Genomic DNA, 18952 nt, shown 5'->3' on the forward strand with positions numbered 1-18952 from the left:
TTAGTCTGTAATGAATGCAATTTCCTTTTTGTTGAAGAAGGCCTGTACTAGCTTTGGATTGCTTTCCAGGCAGTTGATTTGGTCAAGAACCGCCACGGTTAGGTCTTCATACTTGGTACTTTGAACTACGCTTCAACCGCACTCTAATGACTCCAGACCAACTCTATCGGGTCCAATGGCTCTGTAGCTCAATTGAAAGAGCATCGGTATACGGAACCGAAAGTTGCAGGTTTGAGTCCTGCCAGAATCACTAACTATTATGGCTTGGTACAACGGTTATTACACTTGATTTTAGTTCAAGGCAGATGAATTTTTTGCTGGCTTTTTTCTTACCTATATGTTGTTTGATCAGGCACAACTAATCTGCCTGAACTCTTACTACTCGCCCTTTTTTATCATAAAAAACCCGTTCATTATCAGTATACTTCGTCAATATTCCCTCAGAAAAATTTTCACCACTATCAAATCGATAATCAATCATGACTTTTCCAGCCTTATTGATATAGCCGTATTTCCCGTTTAATTGAACACAGGCTAGACCTTCTTTAAAGTCACTGTAAACCTTTTCAAACTGAAATGGTGTCACTGGTTTTCCTTCTCTATTTAATAAGGCCCATTTCCCATTTTTTTTACCAAAAGGAGCTCCCTGATTAAAACCATATACAACGTCATACTCAAAAGGAATTAATACTTTACCTGTTTTATCGATATACCCATATTTTCCATTAAGCATTGCTCTACTTGCATCATCAGAATAAAAGTTATCTAGCTGTTCGTAAAGCGGTTCGATTAAGTAATTACCTTCTCTGTCAATGATACCTTTTTTTTTATTTACTTCAACTACCGTATAACCTTGTTCAGAAAAATTACTGGCATAATCATACTGAAATGGAATGACTGTTTCTCCCTTTTTATTTATAAAACCATATTTTCCATTTTTTTGAACACAAGAAAAGTTTTGATAAAACGATGGCAAGAAAGTATAGCCATTTTTTTCATACAAATCATATTCATTAGGTATTACCAATTCCCCTTTCGGATTGATAAATCCTACTTTTCCATCCAGAGCTAATGGAGCTAAACCTTCACTGAAATCTTCTGATTTTGTTCCTTTAACCATTAATTCAGGCTTTAGCCTTGTATTCATAAATACAACAGTGCTCCCAAATGGACCAAAGTAAGATAAACCATTTTCAAAGAAGAAGGGGACGGATGCCTCCGGCTTTATAATTTCATCACCTTTTATATTTAAGTATCCATATAGTTCGTTTTTTCTTACCATGTAAAGGGTATCATGCTGGTATATTCTATCATACTCTAACGTTTTTAAGGTTTCCCCATTACCATTAATAAATAGCCATTTACCATCCTTTTTAACGATAAGTCCTTCTTTTTGATAATCAAATGCTTCATCAAATTGACATGGGACGAGTAGTATTCCTGATTTGTCAATGTAGCCATATTTTCCATCCCGGCATACCAAGGCCCTATCATTAACGAACTTGCCAATATAATCATACTTAGCAGGTATGATGGTTACTCCATCGGGGTCTTTAACCCCAGCAAGGGCTGTATTTACATCATAAAAGACAACAGGTTCATTGGTTTTGTCTCGTAAATCAGATTCTTCGATGTTCGAATGGAAGTTTTTCTTAATGTAGTTAGATGTCCCCAGATAGGCCAGGGTTATAAGTCCAATTGCCAGTAACGTAAAGAGAGGTGATAGAATAAAAAGAAGAACCTTCCAGCCTTTCTTAATACTTTGATTTTTCCAGAGAATTAGGAGATTAACAGGAAATGAAACTAGACTGCCAATACTTACTAGCCATACCTTGTTATACCATTTTTTTGGTGTGGGGGACTCCATACTAGGATAAAAAGTTAGAAAATCACTAATTGGGGCAATATAAAGTATTAACCTTTCTGAAAGTATCAGTGAAACACTGAGTTACGAAATTAGAATACGACCTATGTGCGCCGACTAATTTATTCCCCTGTAAATAACTTTGCCTCATCGCTTATCTTCATTATTCGTTACATTTAACGAACGATTTTCCTTCACCACAACCCAATTTGTTTATGGAAGCCAACGAGCACGAATTCGAAGAGAAATGGAAGCGAATAGAAGAATCCAGTAGAGAGCTTTCGGGCGCTATCGGGGCCGTGGCCGGAACCCTGGTTGGTATTTCAGTACTTGGTCTGAGTGCGCCTGTCATGTATCTCTCGAAGCGGGCAGCGGGCAAGGATGCTACGGAAGCCATAAAAGAAACCGGCGACAAGGTGTTGGAAAAGACAAAATGGATGGGTGAATTCGGTCGATTTGCTGGAAAGAAATTTGCCCCTAAAATTCTGGGAACCGTATTATTTGGCGTATCAGGCCTAATAGCCAGCAACGAATAATCTCGCTGCTTCCAACGCAGCGTTTCTAGTTGGCCAAAGCATGATTTACGATTGCCTCAATTATTGTCTCCCAGTCGGCCGGATGAAGTTCGTGGCCTGTACCGTCGAGCGTTATAAGCGTTGAGTTGTTTATGGTCTTAAGCAATACGTTGGCGTGTTTAACAGGCCAAATCAAATCGTCGGTGCCATGAATAATTAATGTAGGCTGTTCGATTTCGTTTATTCGACCATAAAACTCTTCTCCGCCCTGCAGCGCGGCATGGTTAAACATACTAATGTAGTTATTGGCCCGTAGAAACTCAGCCCTAATCAACTCTCCATTTCTCTCTTTGTCGAATGGTTTTCTACCGCTCATCAACTTATTTCCTTCAAGCATATAGGCAACAACTTCATTCTCATTTGCCCAGTCAACGGAGCTGGCTTTTGCCTGAAAATCGATAATTCGCGAGTCCATTTCTGGAATAGTAGGATCAGACTCCCCCCAGGGCCCGGTTGCCATAAGTGTTAGTGTACTAACTTTTTCAGGATATTTCAGCGTCAGAATCTGCGCGATTAAGCCGCCCAGCGACAAGCCGACCAAATGCGCCTTTTGCAACGAATAAGCCTTCAATATAGCCGCAGCATCCTCTACCAAATCGTCAATAGAATAAGGTGTTGTTCCTGGTTCATAGGTTGTTGATTGGCCAACATCTCGGTTGTCGTATCGAATGACAAAAAATCCCTTATCAGCCAATCGCTGACAAAATTCTTCCGGCCAGAAAAGCATGGATACGGTAGCTCCTGCCAGTAATAGGATCGCCGGTTTATCTGTTTGCCCAAAGGATTCAGTACACAAGTCAACGTCCTGATGACGAACCAGTTTCTTACTCATTGGAAAGCGATTGTTTATACACACTAAACCCGGCTAAACCAGCCGGGCGTAGTAGTTCAACACATATGCTTACCTATTGTTATTTTATAATCAACTGATTGCTTTTAAACGAGCTGACTTACGTTCGGCTCATCGACCTGAACGGCTCTGGTATTACGGGTGAGTAAATGGATGATTCCCCAGGCAACCAGATAGGTGAAGGCACAGATGGTAAAGATGACATTGTATCCACCCGACAGATTTCCGGCCGCCTTATACTCATCGAGTAGGCTACCGACCAGCATCGGGAACACAATACCACCTAGCGCTCCGGCCGTTCCGGCAATACCAACCACCGAACTAACCGCTTTCTTCGGAAACAGATCAGAGGCTAGTGTAAATACATTCGTAGCCCAGGCCTGGTGGACAGCCACGGCCAGACTCAGCAACCCTACAGCCACCCATACATCGGTGACGTACTGTGCCAGCATGATCGACATTTCAAGTATAGCAAACACAAACAGCACCGTTTTCCGTGCTTTCAGCGTCGACCACCCTTTTTTAATCAGGCTGGACGATAAATAACCACCACCGATACTACCAATCGTTGTAGCCGTATAGATCAGCATCAACTCCAGACTCGGTTTTTTCAGATCCAGATTAAAGGTCGACGAAAAGTAGGACGGTAGCCAGAACAGGAAAAACCAGTAGATAGGATCGATCAGACCTTTGCCCACAATCATAGCCCACGTCTGCGGATACGAAAAGAGTTTGAACCACTTGATCGGAGCCGAATCGCTGGTTTCATTATCAGCCGCTTCCTGCCCGCCAACAATGTACTGGTATTCGTCGGTACTTAACCGCGATTGTTTGGCCGGTACGTCGTAAAACAGCCACCAGAAAACGAGCCAGACAAATCCCAAAGCCCCCGTTATCCAAAACACTTCGTGCCATCCGTAGGCATTTAATATCCAGGGTACGACCAATACTGCTACCACTACACCAATGCTGGTTCCGGCATTGAACAAACCCGTTGCCAGCGCCCGCTCTTTCTGCGGAAACCATTCGGCCACTGTTTTGACCGCAGCCGGATAATTCCCGGCCTCACCAATACCCAAACCAATTCGGGCCACACTAAAACCAAACACACTTCGGGCAATAGCATGGAGCATCCCCGCTACGCTCCAGATGATTATCGTTACTGAATAACCTACTTTGGTACCGACCTTGTCGATAATCCAGCCGAACGCTAACAAACCAACGGCATAGGCCGCCGTAAAGGCCATTACGATGTGGGCAAAATCTGTTTCAGACCAGTTAAACTCCTTTTCTAAAATTGGTTTCAACAACCCAATAAGCTGTCGGTCGAGGTAGTTGATAGTTGTGGCCGTAAACAACAGAACCACAATCAGCCATCGGTAATTTTTCAGTTTGCCAGTCATACATAGAGAAATTTTTCAGTTTGCAGTAGTCCGTTTTCAGTGGGCCAAAGCTGGTAACGTACCGTACTGCCACCGGATACAAACGGTAGGTTTCACTTCCGGAAATAGGTGTTTGCCTGCTTCATAAAGGCCTCGAAGTGCCTTTTCAACTCATCCCAATTTTTCTGTTTAATAAAGTCTTTATGTAGCAGCTGACTGCCAACGCCTAACCCATCGGCGCCAGCCCTGATATAAGCTTCCATGTTATCCAGACTGATACCGCCCGTTGGCATCAGTTTAAGCTGATTTAGCGGGGCTTTTACTTCTTTTATATAATCCGGCCCTAATGACGTAGCGGGAAAAACCTTAACCATCGATGCGCCCAGCGACCAGGCCGTATATATTTCAGAGGGCGTATAGGCTCCCGGAAAAATGGGAACACCTCGTTTCACACACGATTTAACTACCTTCTTGTTTACAATTGGCGTCACAATAAACTGAGCACCTGCATCCAGCGCCTTGTCGAGATCGTCTTTTGTACACACCGTTCCGGCTCCAATATTGAGTTCACGACCATACTGATCAATCGCCTGCTGAATCATCGATTCTGCACCGACTGTGTTCATGGTTATTTCAATAGTGGTCAGACCAGCATCCCGATATAAGGGCAGAATATGATTGACTTCTTCGACGGATAGCCCTCGGATAATGCCCACGACTGGTGCTTTTGAGAATAGGTCCCAGGAAAATGGATGCGAACTTGACTGAGTCATTTACTTAAGGATACTAGTTGATTCTGCACAATTTTTACTTGTCCGGCAATGGTGGCTTTATCAATCAAATCCGCCGAAATAGTGGTTGTCCGGTCTGATAGACTGAGTTCATCGATGGCTAGTTTGTAGAGTTCATACAGGTTGGTGCCACTACACAGAATGACCGGCCAATCGTTTTGTCCGATCAGCGATTTCAGTTCGGCCCCAATCAATAAGCCACTCATATACAGCATATTCTGTTTTTTGGTCAGCAACCCAAACAACTGATTGGTTCGAACCCTGAACAGACTATGGAGAATGGAGGACGAATCCGAATCTCTGACTCCCAGCCTGAACCCGTTCAGTTCTTCGTCAGGAAATGAATTCAGACCCGTTGGCTCGATTGAATCCTTCAGAATGCTGTATTGCGACATGAGGTTAAAGACCTCCCCCGTCATGAAGGTTTGTAGGTTGATAACCTGCTGATTCCGAATATAAATATGCTTTGAATGCGTTCCAGGAAAGATCAGAATCGCATTTTCGACCGTATGATGCAACGTATCGAGCAACGCCAACAACCCGATCAACTGCGTTTCTTCGCCCCGCATAACATCGTGCGTCGTCTGTACGCCCGAAATCAAAATAATCTCGCGGGCATCGTTATTCTGCACAGTTAGCCGTCGGATACTGGCCTGGCTACCATCGACCGGAAAGGGCAACGTAGCATACGGTACTTCCGCCATACCAATCGACGAAGATGCCATACCCGAAATAATAATTGACACCATGCTGAGATCAATAGATACCTGCCGGGACAGCAGCTCGACCTGCCGATTTAGCTGCTGCCGAAAAAACTCCTCCCGCGACATGCCCTTCTTCTCCGCTGTTTCTTTCCAGGCCGTAAACGTACTGGCCACCCCCTCCTGCGAAGTAACTTCACCGATCAGGTTGAGATCCGGCACATTTATTAAGCGCAGGCGAAACGAGGATGTACCCCAATCACACCCCAATAAATAGTTTCTCATAAATGCTTCGTTTAGGTAGGGTTTATGGCAATGCAAAAGCGACATACGATCCACCCGGTTTCAGACCGTAGCGTGTGCCGCCAGCCGCAATCGCAACGTATTGTTTTCCATTGACCATGTAGGTAATGGGCGTAGCAAAACCACCAGCGGGCAGCTTGTATTCCCACACGATTTTGCCAGTTTTTTTGTCGAACGCCCGCAGTTTTTCGTCATACGTAGCGGCAATAAAAATCAGACCACCCGCCGTTACGATAGGGCCACCGTGGTTTTCTGTACCGGTGGGCGGAATGCCTTTTTTGCTGAGTTCCGGGTATTCACCCAACGGAACCTGCCACAAATACTCGCCCGTATTCATGTTGATGGCATTCAGCGTTCCCCAGGGTGGTTTGATAGCGGGGTAGTTATCCTGATCCCGAAACTGGGTGTTGCCATTGTTCAGGTAAGGCGGCATGTACGGAAAGTCGGCTCCTTCTGGTACAGAACTCGTCACCACGGAGCTATGCTGATCAACAACAGCCGGCTGTTTCGTCTCTACTTTCAGCAAAAAGTTGATGATTGCTTCCCGATCCCCGGCAGACAAGTGCCCAAACGATGGCATCCGGCCACGGCCCGTTGTCAGGATAGTGCTGATCTGCTCCCGATTCAGTCGCTTACCGACATCCGTCAGGTCCGGATAAGCCTGCGCGGCACTGGCAGCTGCGCCACTTTTACCGTCGTTGCCATGACAGACAGCACAGTTTGTATTAAACAACGTAGCACCCCGCGTCATAGCCACCCCGTTGGCTGGCTGTCGGCTATCGCGCATTTTGAGCCACCAAAGCATATTGTTCGAATTCTGATACAGAATACCATCCGGATCAGCCGCATTACCACCCCATTCGGCTCCCCCGCCCATGCCATACATCAGATGGCCTTCTTCGCTGGGGGGAAGGAACTTGCTGCCTCTCCGGCTGTTCTTGAAGCGTTCCAGGACGTAAGCATGGGCTTCGGGCGTACGATTGGTAATAGTGGCTTCCGTTAACTCCTGATAGCTAAACGGGGCCGGTTTGGTTGGCACAGGTTGCGTAGGCCAGGGCTTTTCGCCGGGTAATGCCGACGACGTGGGAACGGGTACTTCCTTTACCGGAAACAACGGCTTGCCCGTATCCCGATCAAAAATAAATACGTATCCGTCTTTAGTAGCCTGAGCAACAGCCTCTACCATTTTCCCATTAAGTTTTACGGTAATCAGGTTGGGCGGACAAGGTAAATCCCGGTCCCACAGGTCGTGGTGTACCGTCTGGAAATGCCAGATACGTTTCCCGGTTTCGGCATTCAGCGCAATAACGCAGTTGGCGAATAGATTCTGTCCTTCGCGCGCTCCACCGTAAAAATCGACCGATGGCGATCCCGTACCAGCATACACAACGCCACGCTTTTCGTCCAGCACCATACCCGCCCAGCAGTTGGCACCCCCCAGTTTTTTGTAAGAATCCTTCGACCAGGTTTCGTAGCCATATTCGCCGGGCAGCGGAATGGTTCTGAATACCCACGCCAGCTTACCCGTTCGAACGTTAAATCCACGGATATACCCCGGCAGCGCATCTCCCCCCTCGTTCACGGCCGACCCAGTAACCAGAATGTCTTTGTAAATAACGCCGGGCGTCGTAACACGTATTGAGTACTTCATTACGTCGTAACCGAGCGTTTCTTTGTCACCCAGGCCGTCGTGCAGGTCGATTTCTCCGTTCTTTCCAAAACTTTCGACTGGTTTGCCGGTCGTGGCATTGATGGCGTATAAAGTAGATCCGACAGTATACAACACCCGCTTGTCGTCACCGTCTTCCCAATACATTACCCCGCGAACCGGATGGAACCGAGGGCGTTTTTCGGGATCAGCAAACGGATTGAACTGCCAGATTTCTTTTCCGGTAGCAGCATCAACGGCGAATAATTTCAGGCGGGGCGACGTACCATACATAACCCCTTTTATGACGATGGGCTGACACTGCATATCCATCCCCCGCTGATTCGGATCTTTATTATCACCCGTGTCATAGGACCAGGCCAATGTCAGCTTCTTTACGTTTTGCGCATTGATCTGCGTCAGCGGTGAATACCGGTTTCCCGCATTGTTACCGCCATAAGTTGGCCAGTCATCGCCCGTTTTTTTAGGGCTTTGAGGCTGTTTGGGCAAATCGAGCGGTATAAAACTCCCCAGAGCCAGTATGCCGACAAAGGATTTAAGAACAAAATTCATAGACTGAAGTCGTTTTCAGTGTACGGGTTAAAACGCATGATTTCGCTTCCCTCATGTCAGGGGGAGAAATCAGTAATAGGTTATGTTTATTTCTTTTTCTCGTAAAATTCGTACGCTATTTTCCAGCTTACTTCCTGCCCCGGAGCGGCTTTTAGATGCACGTATGGCTCAGGACACGACGTAGTGGAACAGGCCCAATAGACTAATTTTTCCATTGGCTGGTTGCTGGTGATATGAACACCAGCGCCTGTTTTCATATTCTCAATTCGGATGTTGTAATCGGCGGCCGTGGGGCTAAAGCCCTGTAAACCGGCACTATACACTTGTTCTTTTGTTTCCAGATTGCGGGCATAAACCAGTTGGTTTCCCTGCGTTAGTATCATACTTCCGAATCCTTTCCCTTCCGCTTTCACGTCAAACGGAAACTGGACATTTACGGTTGGACCGGTTGGCTGGCTGTCGATGATGAAGAAATTATGGTTATAAGTGCTTGTTTCGAAGGGTAATTTGCCGGTGTTCGTCAGGCGATGTTCCAGCACTAGTTCTGGCTTGCCTTTCGTTAGTTTTACGGTTTTCCGGTATACGTAACCATAACCGGCCGGGTCGCTAAGCTCGTGGGTAAACTCAATACGGTCTTTGAACTGGCGAACGCTCCGTTTACCGTAATCCACTACGTCGTAATAACGGGAAAAAGCATACGGTTTATCGTCGGGTTTACGTAGCACGCCTACCCCAATCTTAACGAACGTATCACCCGCTTTTGCCTCCGTATAGTTCAGGGGCGTAAACTCTTCAGCGGGTCCGTTAATGGCATCGTGAAGTTTAGGGTCATACTGAGGAAACCACTGTTCAACGTAGCTGTGTCCTTTGTAGGTCAGGTTTTTGAACGCCCCGGCCCAGTCGAACCGCGTTCCCTGATAATACCCTTTCTGCTGATCGGGTAAATACAGTTCTGTCTGAATTACGCCGTTCGAAAGCGTCGCTTCCGGCCATTCGGCAGACTGCAGCGCACTAGCTCCAAAGGCACCAACACAAAGAGAAAGAAGTATACTTTTCAAGACCGTGGGGGTTTGGTGTAGCGTGGACCTCCGGTCCGCGTAGCCGTAGGCTAAAGGTTAGCTTGCTATTTTAGGCTACGGCTACGCGGACCGGAGGTCCACGCTACAGGTATTATTAATTCAAACCAGGGTTAATTGATGTATCAGAGTAAGGCAACGGGAACCAGTAATTTGCCTTGGTAATTGCCTTGATTGGCTGCAAATCGTCGGGGCTTTTGGCTGCGTTGGCTGCCTCCACGCGCTCCAGACGAATCAGATCGAACCAGCGTGTGCGCTCACAGGCAAACTCCCAGGCACGCTCCTGCACCACTTCATCAGCAAATTGCGTTGCCGTAAGACCATCGGCTGGCGTGAGCGCCTTGGTACCCGTAGCACGGCCCCGTAGCCGAACAGCATTCAGGGCGTCGTAGGCTGCCTGATCAGGACCACCCGTACCACGCGCTTTTGCTTCGGCATAGATGGTCAATACGTGCGGATAGCGCATCATCACCGATGGCAGCGAGATACTCGACGTAACGATATTGCCTTTGATGTACCACTTCTGATAATAAGGGTGTCGGGTCAGGCTGTTCTGCCAGGGTATTTTCGTGGTTCCCAGTCCAAATTCGGTGCGGAACGTAGCGGATTTGCGGGGACCTTCCGGAAAATCGCGGAAGAAAAATAACTCCGCAAACATATCATCCCAGCCGCCTTCTTCACCCGGCATGGTTGTATTGCCATACGTAGCGTTGGCCGTACCGCTCCCCCCCGTAAAACCGCTAATCTGGAAAACAGACTCCGGAATACTAGCCACTGCCGGATCATTCGCAAACACCTCCGCAAACGTTGGCATCAACGCGAACCCATACGTAGCACGGTTATCGATTACTTCTTTGGCTTTGGCAGCCGCCAGATCGTACTTGTCGGTTTGCTTGAGCGGCCAGCCTGCCATCGTCAGGTACACATCGGCCAGGAACGCTTTTGCCGAACCCGCATTCGGACGACCTGGCTCACGGCGTGTGTTGGGCAGCATCGTTTCGGCTTTTTTCAAATCGGCCACAATCAGATCGTATACCTGCGCTGGGGTCGACTTTTTGATCGTTAGCAACGAGTCGGAATACTCACCAGCCATAACCAGCGGAATGCTTCCGTAAAAACGGGTCAGCCAGTAGTACGAAAACCCCCGAATGAAATAAGCTTCGCCCGCAATAATGTCGATCGTAGCCTTGGTGCCCGTCGTTTTCTGGTAATTGTTTATGACGTTGTTCGCACCCTGGATGGCTTTGTAGCAGCCGTTGTAAACAGCTCCCGAACGCTGGTTGGTTGTCGATACGTTAAACTGATCGAATTCACGCCAGTCGGCTTTATTACTGGCTGGGTGCGTCGTTACGTCGTCGCTGCCCAACGTTGCCGCGTTAGCCGATGGATGCAGGAACCCGTAGGTCCACTGTGCACCCAAACCACGATAAGCCCCCGTGAGTGCCGATTCGAGTCCTTCCTGCGTCGACAATACGTTCGGACCATATAATAACCCGGTTGTATCTTCTTCCAGATAACTTTTGCAGCTTGCTCCCAGCATAGCCACAAGTCCAATTAATAATAATTTTTTCATGGTTTATGTCAGTGTCTGGTTTATGGTTTTGGGTTTATAGTTTCTGGTTTACCTGTGCCGGTTTTCCTGAACCATAAACGATAGGACCATAAACTGATAAACGTTTAGAAGCCCAGATTAACGCCCAGTGTGTATGTTTTCGAGTTAGGATAAGAGCCGTAATCGATACCGATGGCCGTATCCGTGTTCGAACCGACTCGTGCCGATTCTGGATCTGGTCCTTTGTACTGGGTGATCGTAAACAGGTTCGTCGCGCTGGCAAACACCCGAAGATTGGCCTTATTCTTGATGAAACCGGTTGGTACGTTATAGGACAGGCTGATGTTTTTCAACCGTACGAAACTTCCGTTTTCGAGGAACCGGCTCGACTGCGTAAAGGGCTGATACGTTCTGGTGAAGGCTGGAATATCCGACGTTTCGTTACCCTGGCGGTAGTAATCGCGAATTTCTGTCAGAATAAATTGACGCGCATCCCCCGATCCCGACAAAGCAGCGGCTCGTGTGTAATTCAGTTTATCAACGCCAAATACGCCGTTGAAGAATACGTTTAGCGTTAACCCTTTGTAGGTAAAGGTGTTGTTCCAGCCACCAGTTGCTTTCGGGAATGCCCGGCCAATAATCTGAAAATCGTCCGTGGTGATGGAGTTATCGCCGTTGAGGTCCTGATAATGTGGATCACCGGGCACACGACCGTATCGGGCGGCCTCATCCGCTTCGTTTGGTTTCCAGGTGCCCAGGTATTTCAGGCCCCAGTATGAACCCAAGGGCTGGCCAGGCATCAGCATAAACTCGTTCGTGGTCGACATACCGCCACCAACGCCCGTGCCTGTACCCAGGCGAGGTAAACCACCCAAACTGACTACCTGATTCTGTAGGGTCGATACGTTCAGATTGGTTTCCCAGCGGAAGCCTCCTTTATCGATGGGCGTACCACCAATAGAGAGTTCAATGCCTTTGTTTTCCACTTCGCCCACGTTACGTGTCTGCGTACCGCCACCCGCATAGGCAGGTATCGCTACGTTCAGCAGCAGATCCGTCGTATTTTTCTTGAAATAGTCAGCTTCGATGCGGATACGGCCATTCAGGAATTCCATTTCCAGACCAACATCAGTCTGTTTAGTCGTTTCCCACTTCAGGTTTACGTTACCCGGATTGCCCAGAATTACGCCCGCCGTGGCCGCTGAGTTGTTGAAGGCCGAAAAGGTTGTTCCGTAGGTCGACAACGTAGCGTAGGGATTGATCGCCTGGCTACCCGTCATCCCCCAGCTACCCCGTAGTTTCAGGTTGCTGAATACGTTCAGATTCTTGATAAATTCTTCTTCCGACAAACGCCAGCCCAGCGCAACCGATGGGAACACACTATAGCGATTCGCGGAACTGAATTTAGAAGACCCATCGCGCCGTACGGCCGCCGTTACCAGGTACTTGTCTTTATAGCTGTAATTGACCCGGCCCAGCAGCGATAACAGCGTCCATTTATTAAACGCCGACGCTACCGAAGCGGCTGCGTTACCGCCGATGTTATCGTAGCCTAACTGCGGGAAACGGAGGCCCGAAGCCGTAGCCGTAAAGTTCTGTTCGGTGTACTGCTGCGTTTCCAGAACAGCAACCGCATTGATCGAATGGTTACCGATCTTCACATCATAATTCAGGTTATTCGTATTCTGCAGCGTTACCTGATCGGTCGAATAACGGGTTGCACTTGGCACGCCATTCGATAGACGCTTACCGGTGAAGTTCAGGTTCTGCGAATTCAAGTAGTTGACCGCATACTGTAAATCGAGCGTCAGACCTTTGATCGGCAGTTTATAATTCAGGCCACCGTTTACGTTCAGGCTAGCCCGTTTTGTGTCGATCGACTGATCGTACAGGTAATCTAACGGGTTCCTATATACGGAGCCGATTGGATCAGTAAAGGTGGGCATTCCATCACTGCCATAGGCGGGCGTGGTTGGTGCCCAGGCCAGCGCCTGAACAATAGCGCCACCATCCAGCGTATTATGGTTTTTCGACTGCGTTCCCCACAGATTCAGGCGGAACGACAGCTTATCGTTTACCTGGGTGTTAATGTTGGTACGTAGTATATACCGGCGGAAACCACTGTTATTAACAATACCATTCTGATCCAGGTAGTTACCCGAGATCAGGTAGGTCGTTTTTTCGCCACCACCCGATACGGTTACCTGATGCTGCTGGCCAGTACCCTGCCGAAATACTAAACTCTGCCAATCGGTTCCGCCATTCTGCTTATACTGCGCAATCTGGTCGGCCGTAAACGGTAATCCAGAACCGGTAGCCGTAGCGCGGGCATTGACGATTTCGGCAAATTCGCCCGCTGGCAATACGTCGTACCGTTTGATGTTTTCCGAAATACTGAACTGGCCTTCGTAATTTACTTTCAGACCCCGTGCACCTTTCTTAGTGGTGATGATAACAACCCCGTTTGCGCCCCGGCTACCGTAGATGGACGTAGAGGCCGCATCTTTCAGCACCTGAATTGTTTCGATATCACTGGGGTTCACAAAGTTGAAATCAGCGCCAACGTATCCGTCAACAATGTAGAGTGGGTTGTTATTACCTAATACCGAGTTGGCTCCGCGAATCCGAATACGGGCATCGCCACCTGGAGCCCCATTCGTCTGGGTCACCTGCACCCCCGCAGCTCGTCCCTGCAACACCTGATCCAGACGAGTGACAGGCTGTTGCGCAAATTCTTTCGTTGAGATGGCCGTCAGTGCCCCCGTTACGTCGGTTTTGCGCTGCGTACCATACCCAACCACTACGACTTCATTAAGCGTTTTCTGATCTTCTGCCAGTTGCACATTGATTACGCTACGTCCATTAACGGGAACGGTCTGGCTCACGTAGCCAATATTAGAGAATACCAGCGAGGACGTGCTGGCGGCATTCAGGGCAAAGTTTCCGTCCACATCCGTCGACGTACCCGTTGTTGTGCCATTCACCTGCACGTTCACTCCTGGCAACCCCTGGTTGTCTGGCCCGGTCACCTTCCCGGTCACCCTGGCACTCTGAGCAAAGGCATAGCCCTGGCACAGAAGCAGTAGAAAAACGAAAAAAACTACATTTTTTTTCATGATAAACGATTCATTGATTAATAGAAAGTAGGTTAGCTGTATTTAAAGTTGACTAGGTAGTATGAAATTCGTTTGTTACCAATCGACCACGGAGCCATCCAGCGCATTGTAGGTTTCGGGATTTTTCCAGTCGTGGCCAATTTTATCTTTCATCAGTGCATCATCCAGTTCAATGCCCAGCCCAGGCCCTTTGGGAATCATGACCGTGCCGTCTTTCTGTAGCTTGAATGGATTTTTGATGTATCCGTCGCCCAGCGATACCTGCTCCTGAACCAGGAAATTTGGAACGCTAGCCGCCAGATGAAGCCCCACTGCCAGCGAGATCGGGCCCATTGGATTATGCGGAGCGATGGGAACATAGTACGCTTCGGCCATCCCGGCAATGATACGTCCTTCGGTGATCCCACCGGCGTGGCACAGATCAGGCTGTACGATACTGACCGCTCGTTTTTCCAGTAATTCGCGGAAGCCCCATTTCGTAAAAATCCGTTCGCCAGCCGCAATGGGCAGATGCGTCCCCCGGGCGATGTCGGCCAGTACGTCGACGTTTTGGGCCTGAACGGGTTCCTCCACAAACATAGGTTTGTACGGCTCTAACTCCTTGATCAGTAGCTTTGAGGTTTGCGGTGGTATGCTGCCGTGGAAATCGATGGCAATATCCATATCATCGCCACCCGCTTCTCGTAGCGAAGCAAAATTGTCGACGGCGTATTTAATGAATTTAGGATTCTCGACAATGTTAGCCGGATTCTGTTTGGCAACCCCCGTTTTGATGACGGTATAACCTTCCGCTTTTCTTTTCTTAATATCCTCAGCGTTGCTGGCTCGACCATATACCCGAACCCGATCACGCGTTGGGCCACCCAACAGTTCATAAACCGGTACGTTCAGTAGTTTGCCTTTGATGTCCCACAAGGCGTGGTCGATACCGCTCAGCGCACTCGTCAGAATAGGACCACCCCGATAGAATGCATGCCGATAAATCGCCTGCCAGTGATGGACAACCTGGCGCGGGTCTTTACCAATCAGATACGGTTCCACCTCTTTGATGGCGGTCTGTATGGTCAGGGCTCTACCTTCCAAAAGCGGTTCACCCAATCCAACCACACCAACATCGGTATGAATTTTCAGGAAAATCCACCGAGGCTTTACCAGAAACGTTTCCAGCTTGGTAATCTTTACTTTACTGTAATCGGCGAAATGCCCAGGGCTGGATGCATAGGATGTTTGAGGCAATACCATCGTGCTCATGCCAGCAACGCCAAGCACCGACTGGATGGCACTACGTCGGGATATGCCTTTCTTTTTCATTTGTTTTTTGGTTAAAGGTTATCTTAATCGTTTAAGCAAGAATCTAAAAAAATGAAGGGTTATTAGTGATTTTTTGGTGTCAGGTTTATGAACCTGACACCACGCTCAAACTTGTATAGTTATTATGGCCGGATGATCGTACCGTCCATTTTACGTACCTGCCAGTTGGATTTGGTAGTGATGGGATACTTGGCCGCTTCCTTCTCGTTAATATCGACCCCTAAACCCGGTACCTCATTAACCGACATGTAGCCTTTGTTCATCGTCGGGCAGCCACTAAACACTTCTTTCATTTTGTCCGAAAACTGCACCGCTTCCTGAATACCAAAATTCCAGACCGCCAGATCGATATGCGCATGAGCCGCATGCCCCACCGGCGATACGTCGCCCGGACCGTGCCAGGCAGTACGAACGTTGAACCACTCGCCCAGACGAGCTACTTTCATGGCTGGAGTGATCCCACCAATCTGCGATACGTGAATCCGAATGAAATCAAACCACTGATTGACCATCGGTTCTTTAAACTCATTGATGTTGTTGAATAACTCACCCATGGCAATGGGCACGGTGGTAGCCTGGCGCAGTTGCGCAAACCATTTCATATTCTCGGGTGAGAAGGGATCTTCGATAAAGAATGGCCGATAGTCTTCCAGTTGCTTGATCATGTTGATGGCTTCGATCGGCTGCACCCGCTCGTGGATATCGTGCAGTAATTCCACTTCATCGCCACACTGTTTACGCACAACCTCGAACATCTTAGGCACCGACTTCAGGTAGAGTTGTACGTTCATGTAGTTATCGGTCTCACCCCCAAATCCGGCCACCTTAAAATCGGGCTTGTCGGACGTAGCGCCCACGGCTCCGTAGCCACCCTGCTGAATTCGAATATGTTTGAAGCCCTGCTCCATGAATTTTTTCACACTTTCGGCAGCAGCTTCCGGCGTATTTCCCCCAGCGTGGGTATAGCAGGGAATCGCAAAACGTACTTTTCCGCCCAGCAACTGATAAACTGGCATACCGGCCCGCTTGCCTTTGATGTCCCACAGCGCCTGATCCAGCCCCGAAAGGGCATTGTTGAGTACGGGTCCATTTCGCCAATACGAGCTAACATAAGCAGCCTGCCACATATCCTCGATATTATCGACATCCTTGCCTACGCAGAACTCATTGAGGTAGGTGTTGATGGCCACAACGACCGCAGCCGCCCGTTGGGTAAACGTAGCGCAACCCAGTCCGTAAAGACCGGGTTCGGTAGTTTCGACTTTGACCACGATGAGGTTGGAACCTTGTGGGGCGGTGGCGATAGCCTTGACCGATTTGATTTTGACCGGTGTAGCACCGACGGCGTATCGCGGAATGCCCTGCCGCTCGCGGGCTTCGGCAGTTGATGGTCCGCCAAACAAGCCCAGGATACCGGCCGAGGAACCTAAGCCTAACATCTTTAACGCGTCACGACGATTTTGATCAGGTTTATTCATGAGTAAAAAGTAAGGGATTGACAAGTTGGTTTACTCGCAACGGATTACTGGCTACAAATCAGCCCACTGGTTTAGTGCACATTAGTTACGGTGAGTCCACCCAATGGACCAATCTGTAGCCGGCTGTTCTCCGTTGCGAGAAAAGAGTTTATACATTGTTATTTTTTGTCCCACCACACGCGGGTGTCGAGCGTATTGGGACCTTGACGAGTTATGGCTTCATTCAGTTTGCCTGAATTCACGATGATTTCGCTATCGGGATAGATCATCCGACGAATAAAGTCGCCTTTTACCTCAGATCCTGGGTATGGATTTTTCTTTAACGCCGGAAATCCACTCCGCCGGAAATTGGCCCAGGATTCGTTCCCGTCCAGGAAAGTGGCTACCCAGTATTGCGTATTGATCAAATCAAGCGCTTTGGCGGCATCGAACGGATGCGCGGTCAGATACGCTGCGATGGTTGCTTCTGGAATCGTTGACCCATAGGAGGCCATCTGCTCCAGATTGGCGCGTATTCCTCTGGCATAATAATCAGCCGCCGAACCAGTCACCCACCCACGCGTTGCCGCTTCAGCCAGCAACAATTGCGTTTGCGCATACGTAATGTGGAATTCAGGCGAGTCCAGTTTCAGCACTGTGTTCAGATTGACCTGCGAATAGTCCCAGAGACTTACTACGCCATTGGCCTGGAAGGTAGACGAAATCGTTACGTCGTTATACCCCATTGGCATGCCAACCTGCGTAGCAGGATCTGACGACGCCCGTGCCGACGTCTGTTCCTGACCGCCCTTAGCGCCAACGTAACGTACCGCAAAAATGGGCAGCCGAGGGTCGTTGTTCGCTTTGAGGTAATCGACAAAAGGTGCAGCCAGATAGAAATTTGTCTTCTCCCGAGCCTGTAAGTGATTGGCGATGTAGTTGTTATACAGCGACGTATGCCGGAGAATCGAGTTATCGGCATTGGATTGAAATACGCCCCCCGCTACCGCTTTCTTCACATACGATTCGGCCATTGCTGGATCTACTTTCGTCAGGCGCATAGCGGCACGTAGCATAAACGTATAGCCCAATTTTTTCCATTTCGCTACGTCGCCACCGTACAAAATATCAGTCACTACCGGCGATTGGGCCGTCGTTAATGCTGCCGATGCCTCTTCGAGTTCCTTCAGAATATCTTTATAGATGTCCTGTTGAGGGTCGTATTTGGGCGTAATGATTTCGGTTGTGTACCCCTGCCCTGCCTCGAAATAAGGAATATCGCCGTAGGTATCGGTCAGAATCATATACACATAGGCACGCCAGATTCGAGCGGCCTGATACGTATTGATTTGCAGCGGATCGGATTTAGTCTGCTCCAGCACCGACACAAGCTGCTTCACTACGTTACGGTAAAAATTCTGCCAGACTAACTGCGTATTGCCGTTATTGACCTGGTCATAATTGCCGCCCGATAACGAACTTCCATAGGGCGTAATGATCTGCTGTACAATACCAAAGTTGTAGCAAAGCATACCTAATGTACCAAAGCCATCGAGGTAATTGGTATTGATAATGGCCTTATTCAGCACCATCGAGGGCGCCAGCGAGGTCGGATCGACCTTGTTAGTATTCACCTCAGTAAAGCCCTGATCGCAGCTCGTCAGCAGGCTCAGCGAAAGGGTTAGAGCGATTATATGATTGATATATCTTTTCATGAGTCAAATGTTATGGCTACGCGAACCAGCGGTCCACA

General features: G+C 48.5%; 13 protein-coding genes and 1 tRNA gene. 2 read left to right on the top strand and 12 right to left on the bottom strand.

Annotated features, from left to right (window positions below):
- The first annotated feature begins 177 nt into the window (after window positions 1-177).
- A tRNA-Arg gene (locus GK108_RS12005) sits at window positions 178-250 on the top strand.
- Window positions 251-358: 108 nt separating this feature from the next.
- On the opposite strand, the gene GK108_RS12010 is transcribed toward GK108_RS12005, so the two are convergent.
- Complete coding sequence (locus GK108_RS12010) at window positions 359-1867, bottom strand: WG repeat-containing protein (RefSeq protein ID WP_163947947.1); 1509 nt, start codon at window positions 1865-1867, stop codon at window positions 359-361.
- A 212-nt stretch (window positions 1868-2079) separates the two neighbouring features.
- Between GK108_RS12010 and GK108_RS12015 the strand changes: the two genes are divergently transcribed.
- Window positions 2080-2400, top strand: a complete 321-nt coding sequence (locus GK108_RS12015) for a hypothetical protein (protein WP_163947951.1) — start codon at window positions 2080-2082, stop codon at window positions 2398-2400.
- Window positions 2401-2425: 25 nt separating this feature from the next.
- Here the strand turns inward: GK108_RS12015 and estT are convergent, their stop codons facing one another.
- From estT to GK108_RS12070, 11 genes are all read right to left on the bottom strand, one after another.
- The gene (gene estT, locus GK108_RS12020; RefSeq protein ID WP_163947954.1) at window positions 2426-3271 is read right to left on the bottom strand and encodes a macrolide hydrolase EstT; all 846 of its coding nucleotides are present in this window, start codon (window positions 3269-3271) and stop codon (window positions 2426-2428) included.
- A 104-nt stretch (window positions 3272-3375) separates the two neighbouring features.
- The gene (locus tag GK108_RS12025) at window positions 3376-4692 is read right to left on the bottom strand and encodes an MFS transporter (RefSeq protein WP_163947957.1); all 1317 of its coding nucleotides are present in this window, start codon (window positions 4690-4692) and stop codon (window positions 3376-3378) included.
- A 92-nt stretch (window positions 4693-4784) separates the two neighbouring features.
- Window positions 4785-5444 (bottom strand): bifunctional 4-hydroxy-2-oxoglutarate aldolase/2-dehydro-3-deoxy-phosphogluconate aldolase, encoded by a 660-nt coding sequence (locus tag GK108_RS12030; protein WP_163947960.1) that lies wholly within the window; start codon window positions 5442-5444, stop codon window positions 4785-4787.
- Window positions 5441-6448, bottom strand: coding sequence for a 2-dehydro-3-deoxygalactonokinase (locus tag GK108_RS12035; RefSeq protein ID WP_163947963.1), 1008 nt, complete (start codon window positions 6446-6448; stop codon window positions 5441-5443). Before GK108_RS12035 ends, GK108_RS12030 begins: the two co-directional genes overlap by 4 nt.
- Window positions 6449-6470: 22 nt before the next feature.
- Window positions 6471-8687: an outer membrane protein assembly factor BamB family protein gene (locus tag GK108_RS12040; protein WP_163947966.1), complete on the bottom strand. Its 2217-nt coding sequence runs from the start codon at window positions 8685-8687 to the stop codon at window positions 6471-6473.
- Window positions 8688-8773: 86 nt separating this feature from the next.
- On the bottom strand, window positions 8774-9745 hold the full coding sequence (locus GK108_RS12045; protein WP_163947969.1) for a hypothetical protein: 972 nt from the start codon (window positions 9743-9745) through the stop codon (window positions 8774-8776).
- Between the two features lie 115 nt (window positions 9746-9860).
- Window positions 9861-11336, bottom strand: a complete 1476-nt coding sequence (locus GK108_RS12050) for a RagB/SusD family nutrient uptake outer membrane protein (protein WP_163947972.1) — start codon at window positions 11334-11336, stop codon at window positions 9861-9863.
- A gap of 104 nt (window positions 11337-11440) precedes the next feature.
- Window positions 11441-14431 carry a SusC/RagA family TonB-linked outer membrane protein gene (locus GK108_RS12055; RefSeq protein ID WP_163947975.1) on the bottom strand — a complete coding sequence of 997 codons (2991 nt, stop codon included), beginning with the start codon at window positions 14429-14431 and terminating at the stop codon, window positions 11441-11443.
- A gap of 75 nt (window positions 14432-14506) precedes the next feature.
- A complete protein-coding gene (gene dgoD / locus GK108_RS12060; RefSeq protein ID WP_163947978.1) occupies window positions 14507-15742 on the bottom strand; it encodes a galactonate dehydratase in 1236 nt (411 codons plus the stop codon).
- Window positions 15743-15864: 122 nt separating this feature from the next.
- Window positions 15865-17220, bottom strand: a complete 1356-nt coding sequence (locus GK108_RS12065; RefSeq protein WP_163947981.1) for an enolase C-terminal domain-like protein — start codon at window positions 17218-17220, stop codon at window positions 15865-15867.
- A 158-nt stretch (window positions 17221-17378) separates the two neighbouring features.
- Window positions 17379-18914, bottom strand: a complete 1536-nt coding sequence (locus GK108_RS12070; protein WP_163947985.1) for a SusD/RagB family nutrient-binding outer membrane lipoprotein — start codon at window positions 18912-18914, stop codon at window positions 17379-17381.
- Between the last annotated feature and the right edge of the window lie 38 nt (window positions 18915-18952).

Origin of the sequence: Spirosoma terrae (assembly GCF_010435915.1) — a bacterium.
In the GTDB taxonomy this organism is placed as follows: Bacteria; Bacteroidota; Bacteroidia; order Cytophagales; family Spirosomataceae; genus Spirosoma; species Spirosoma terrae.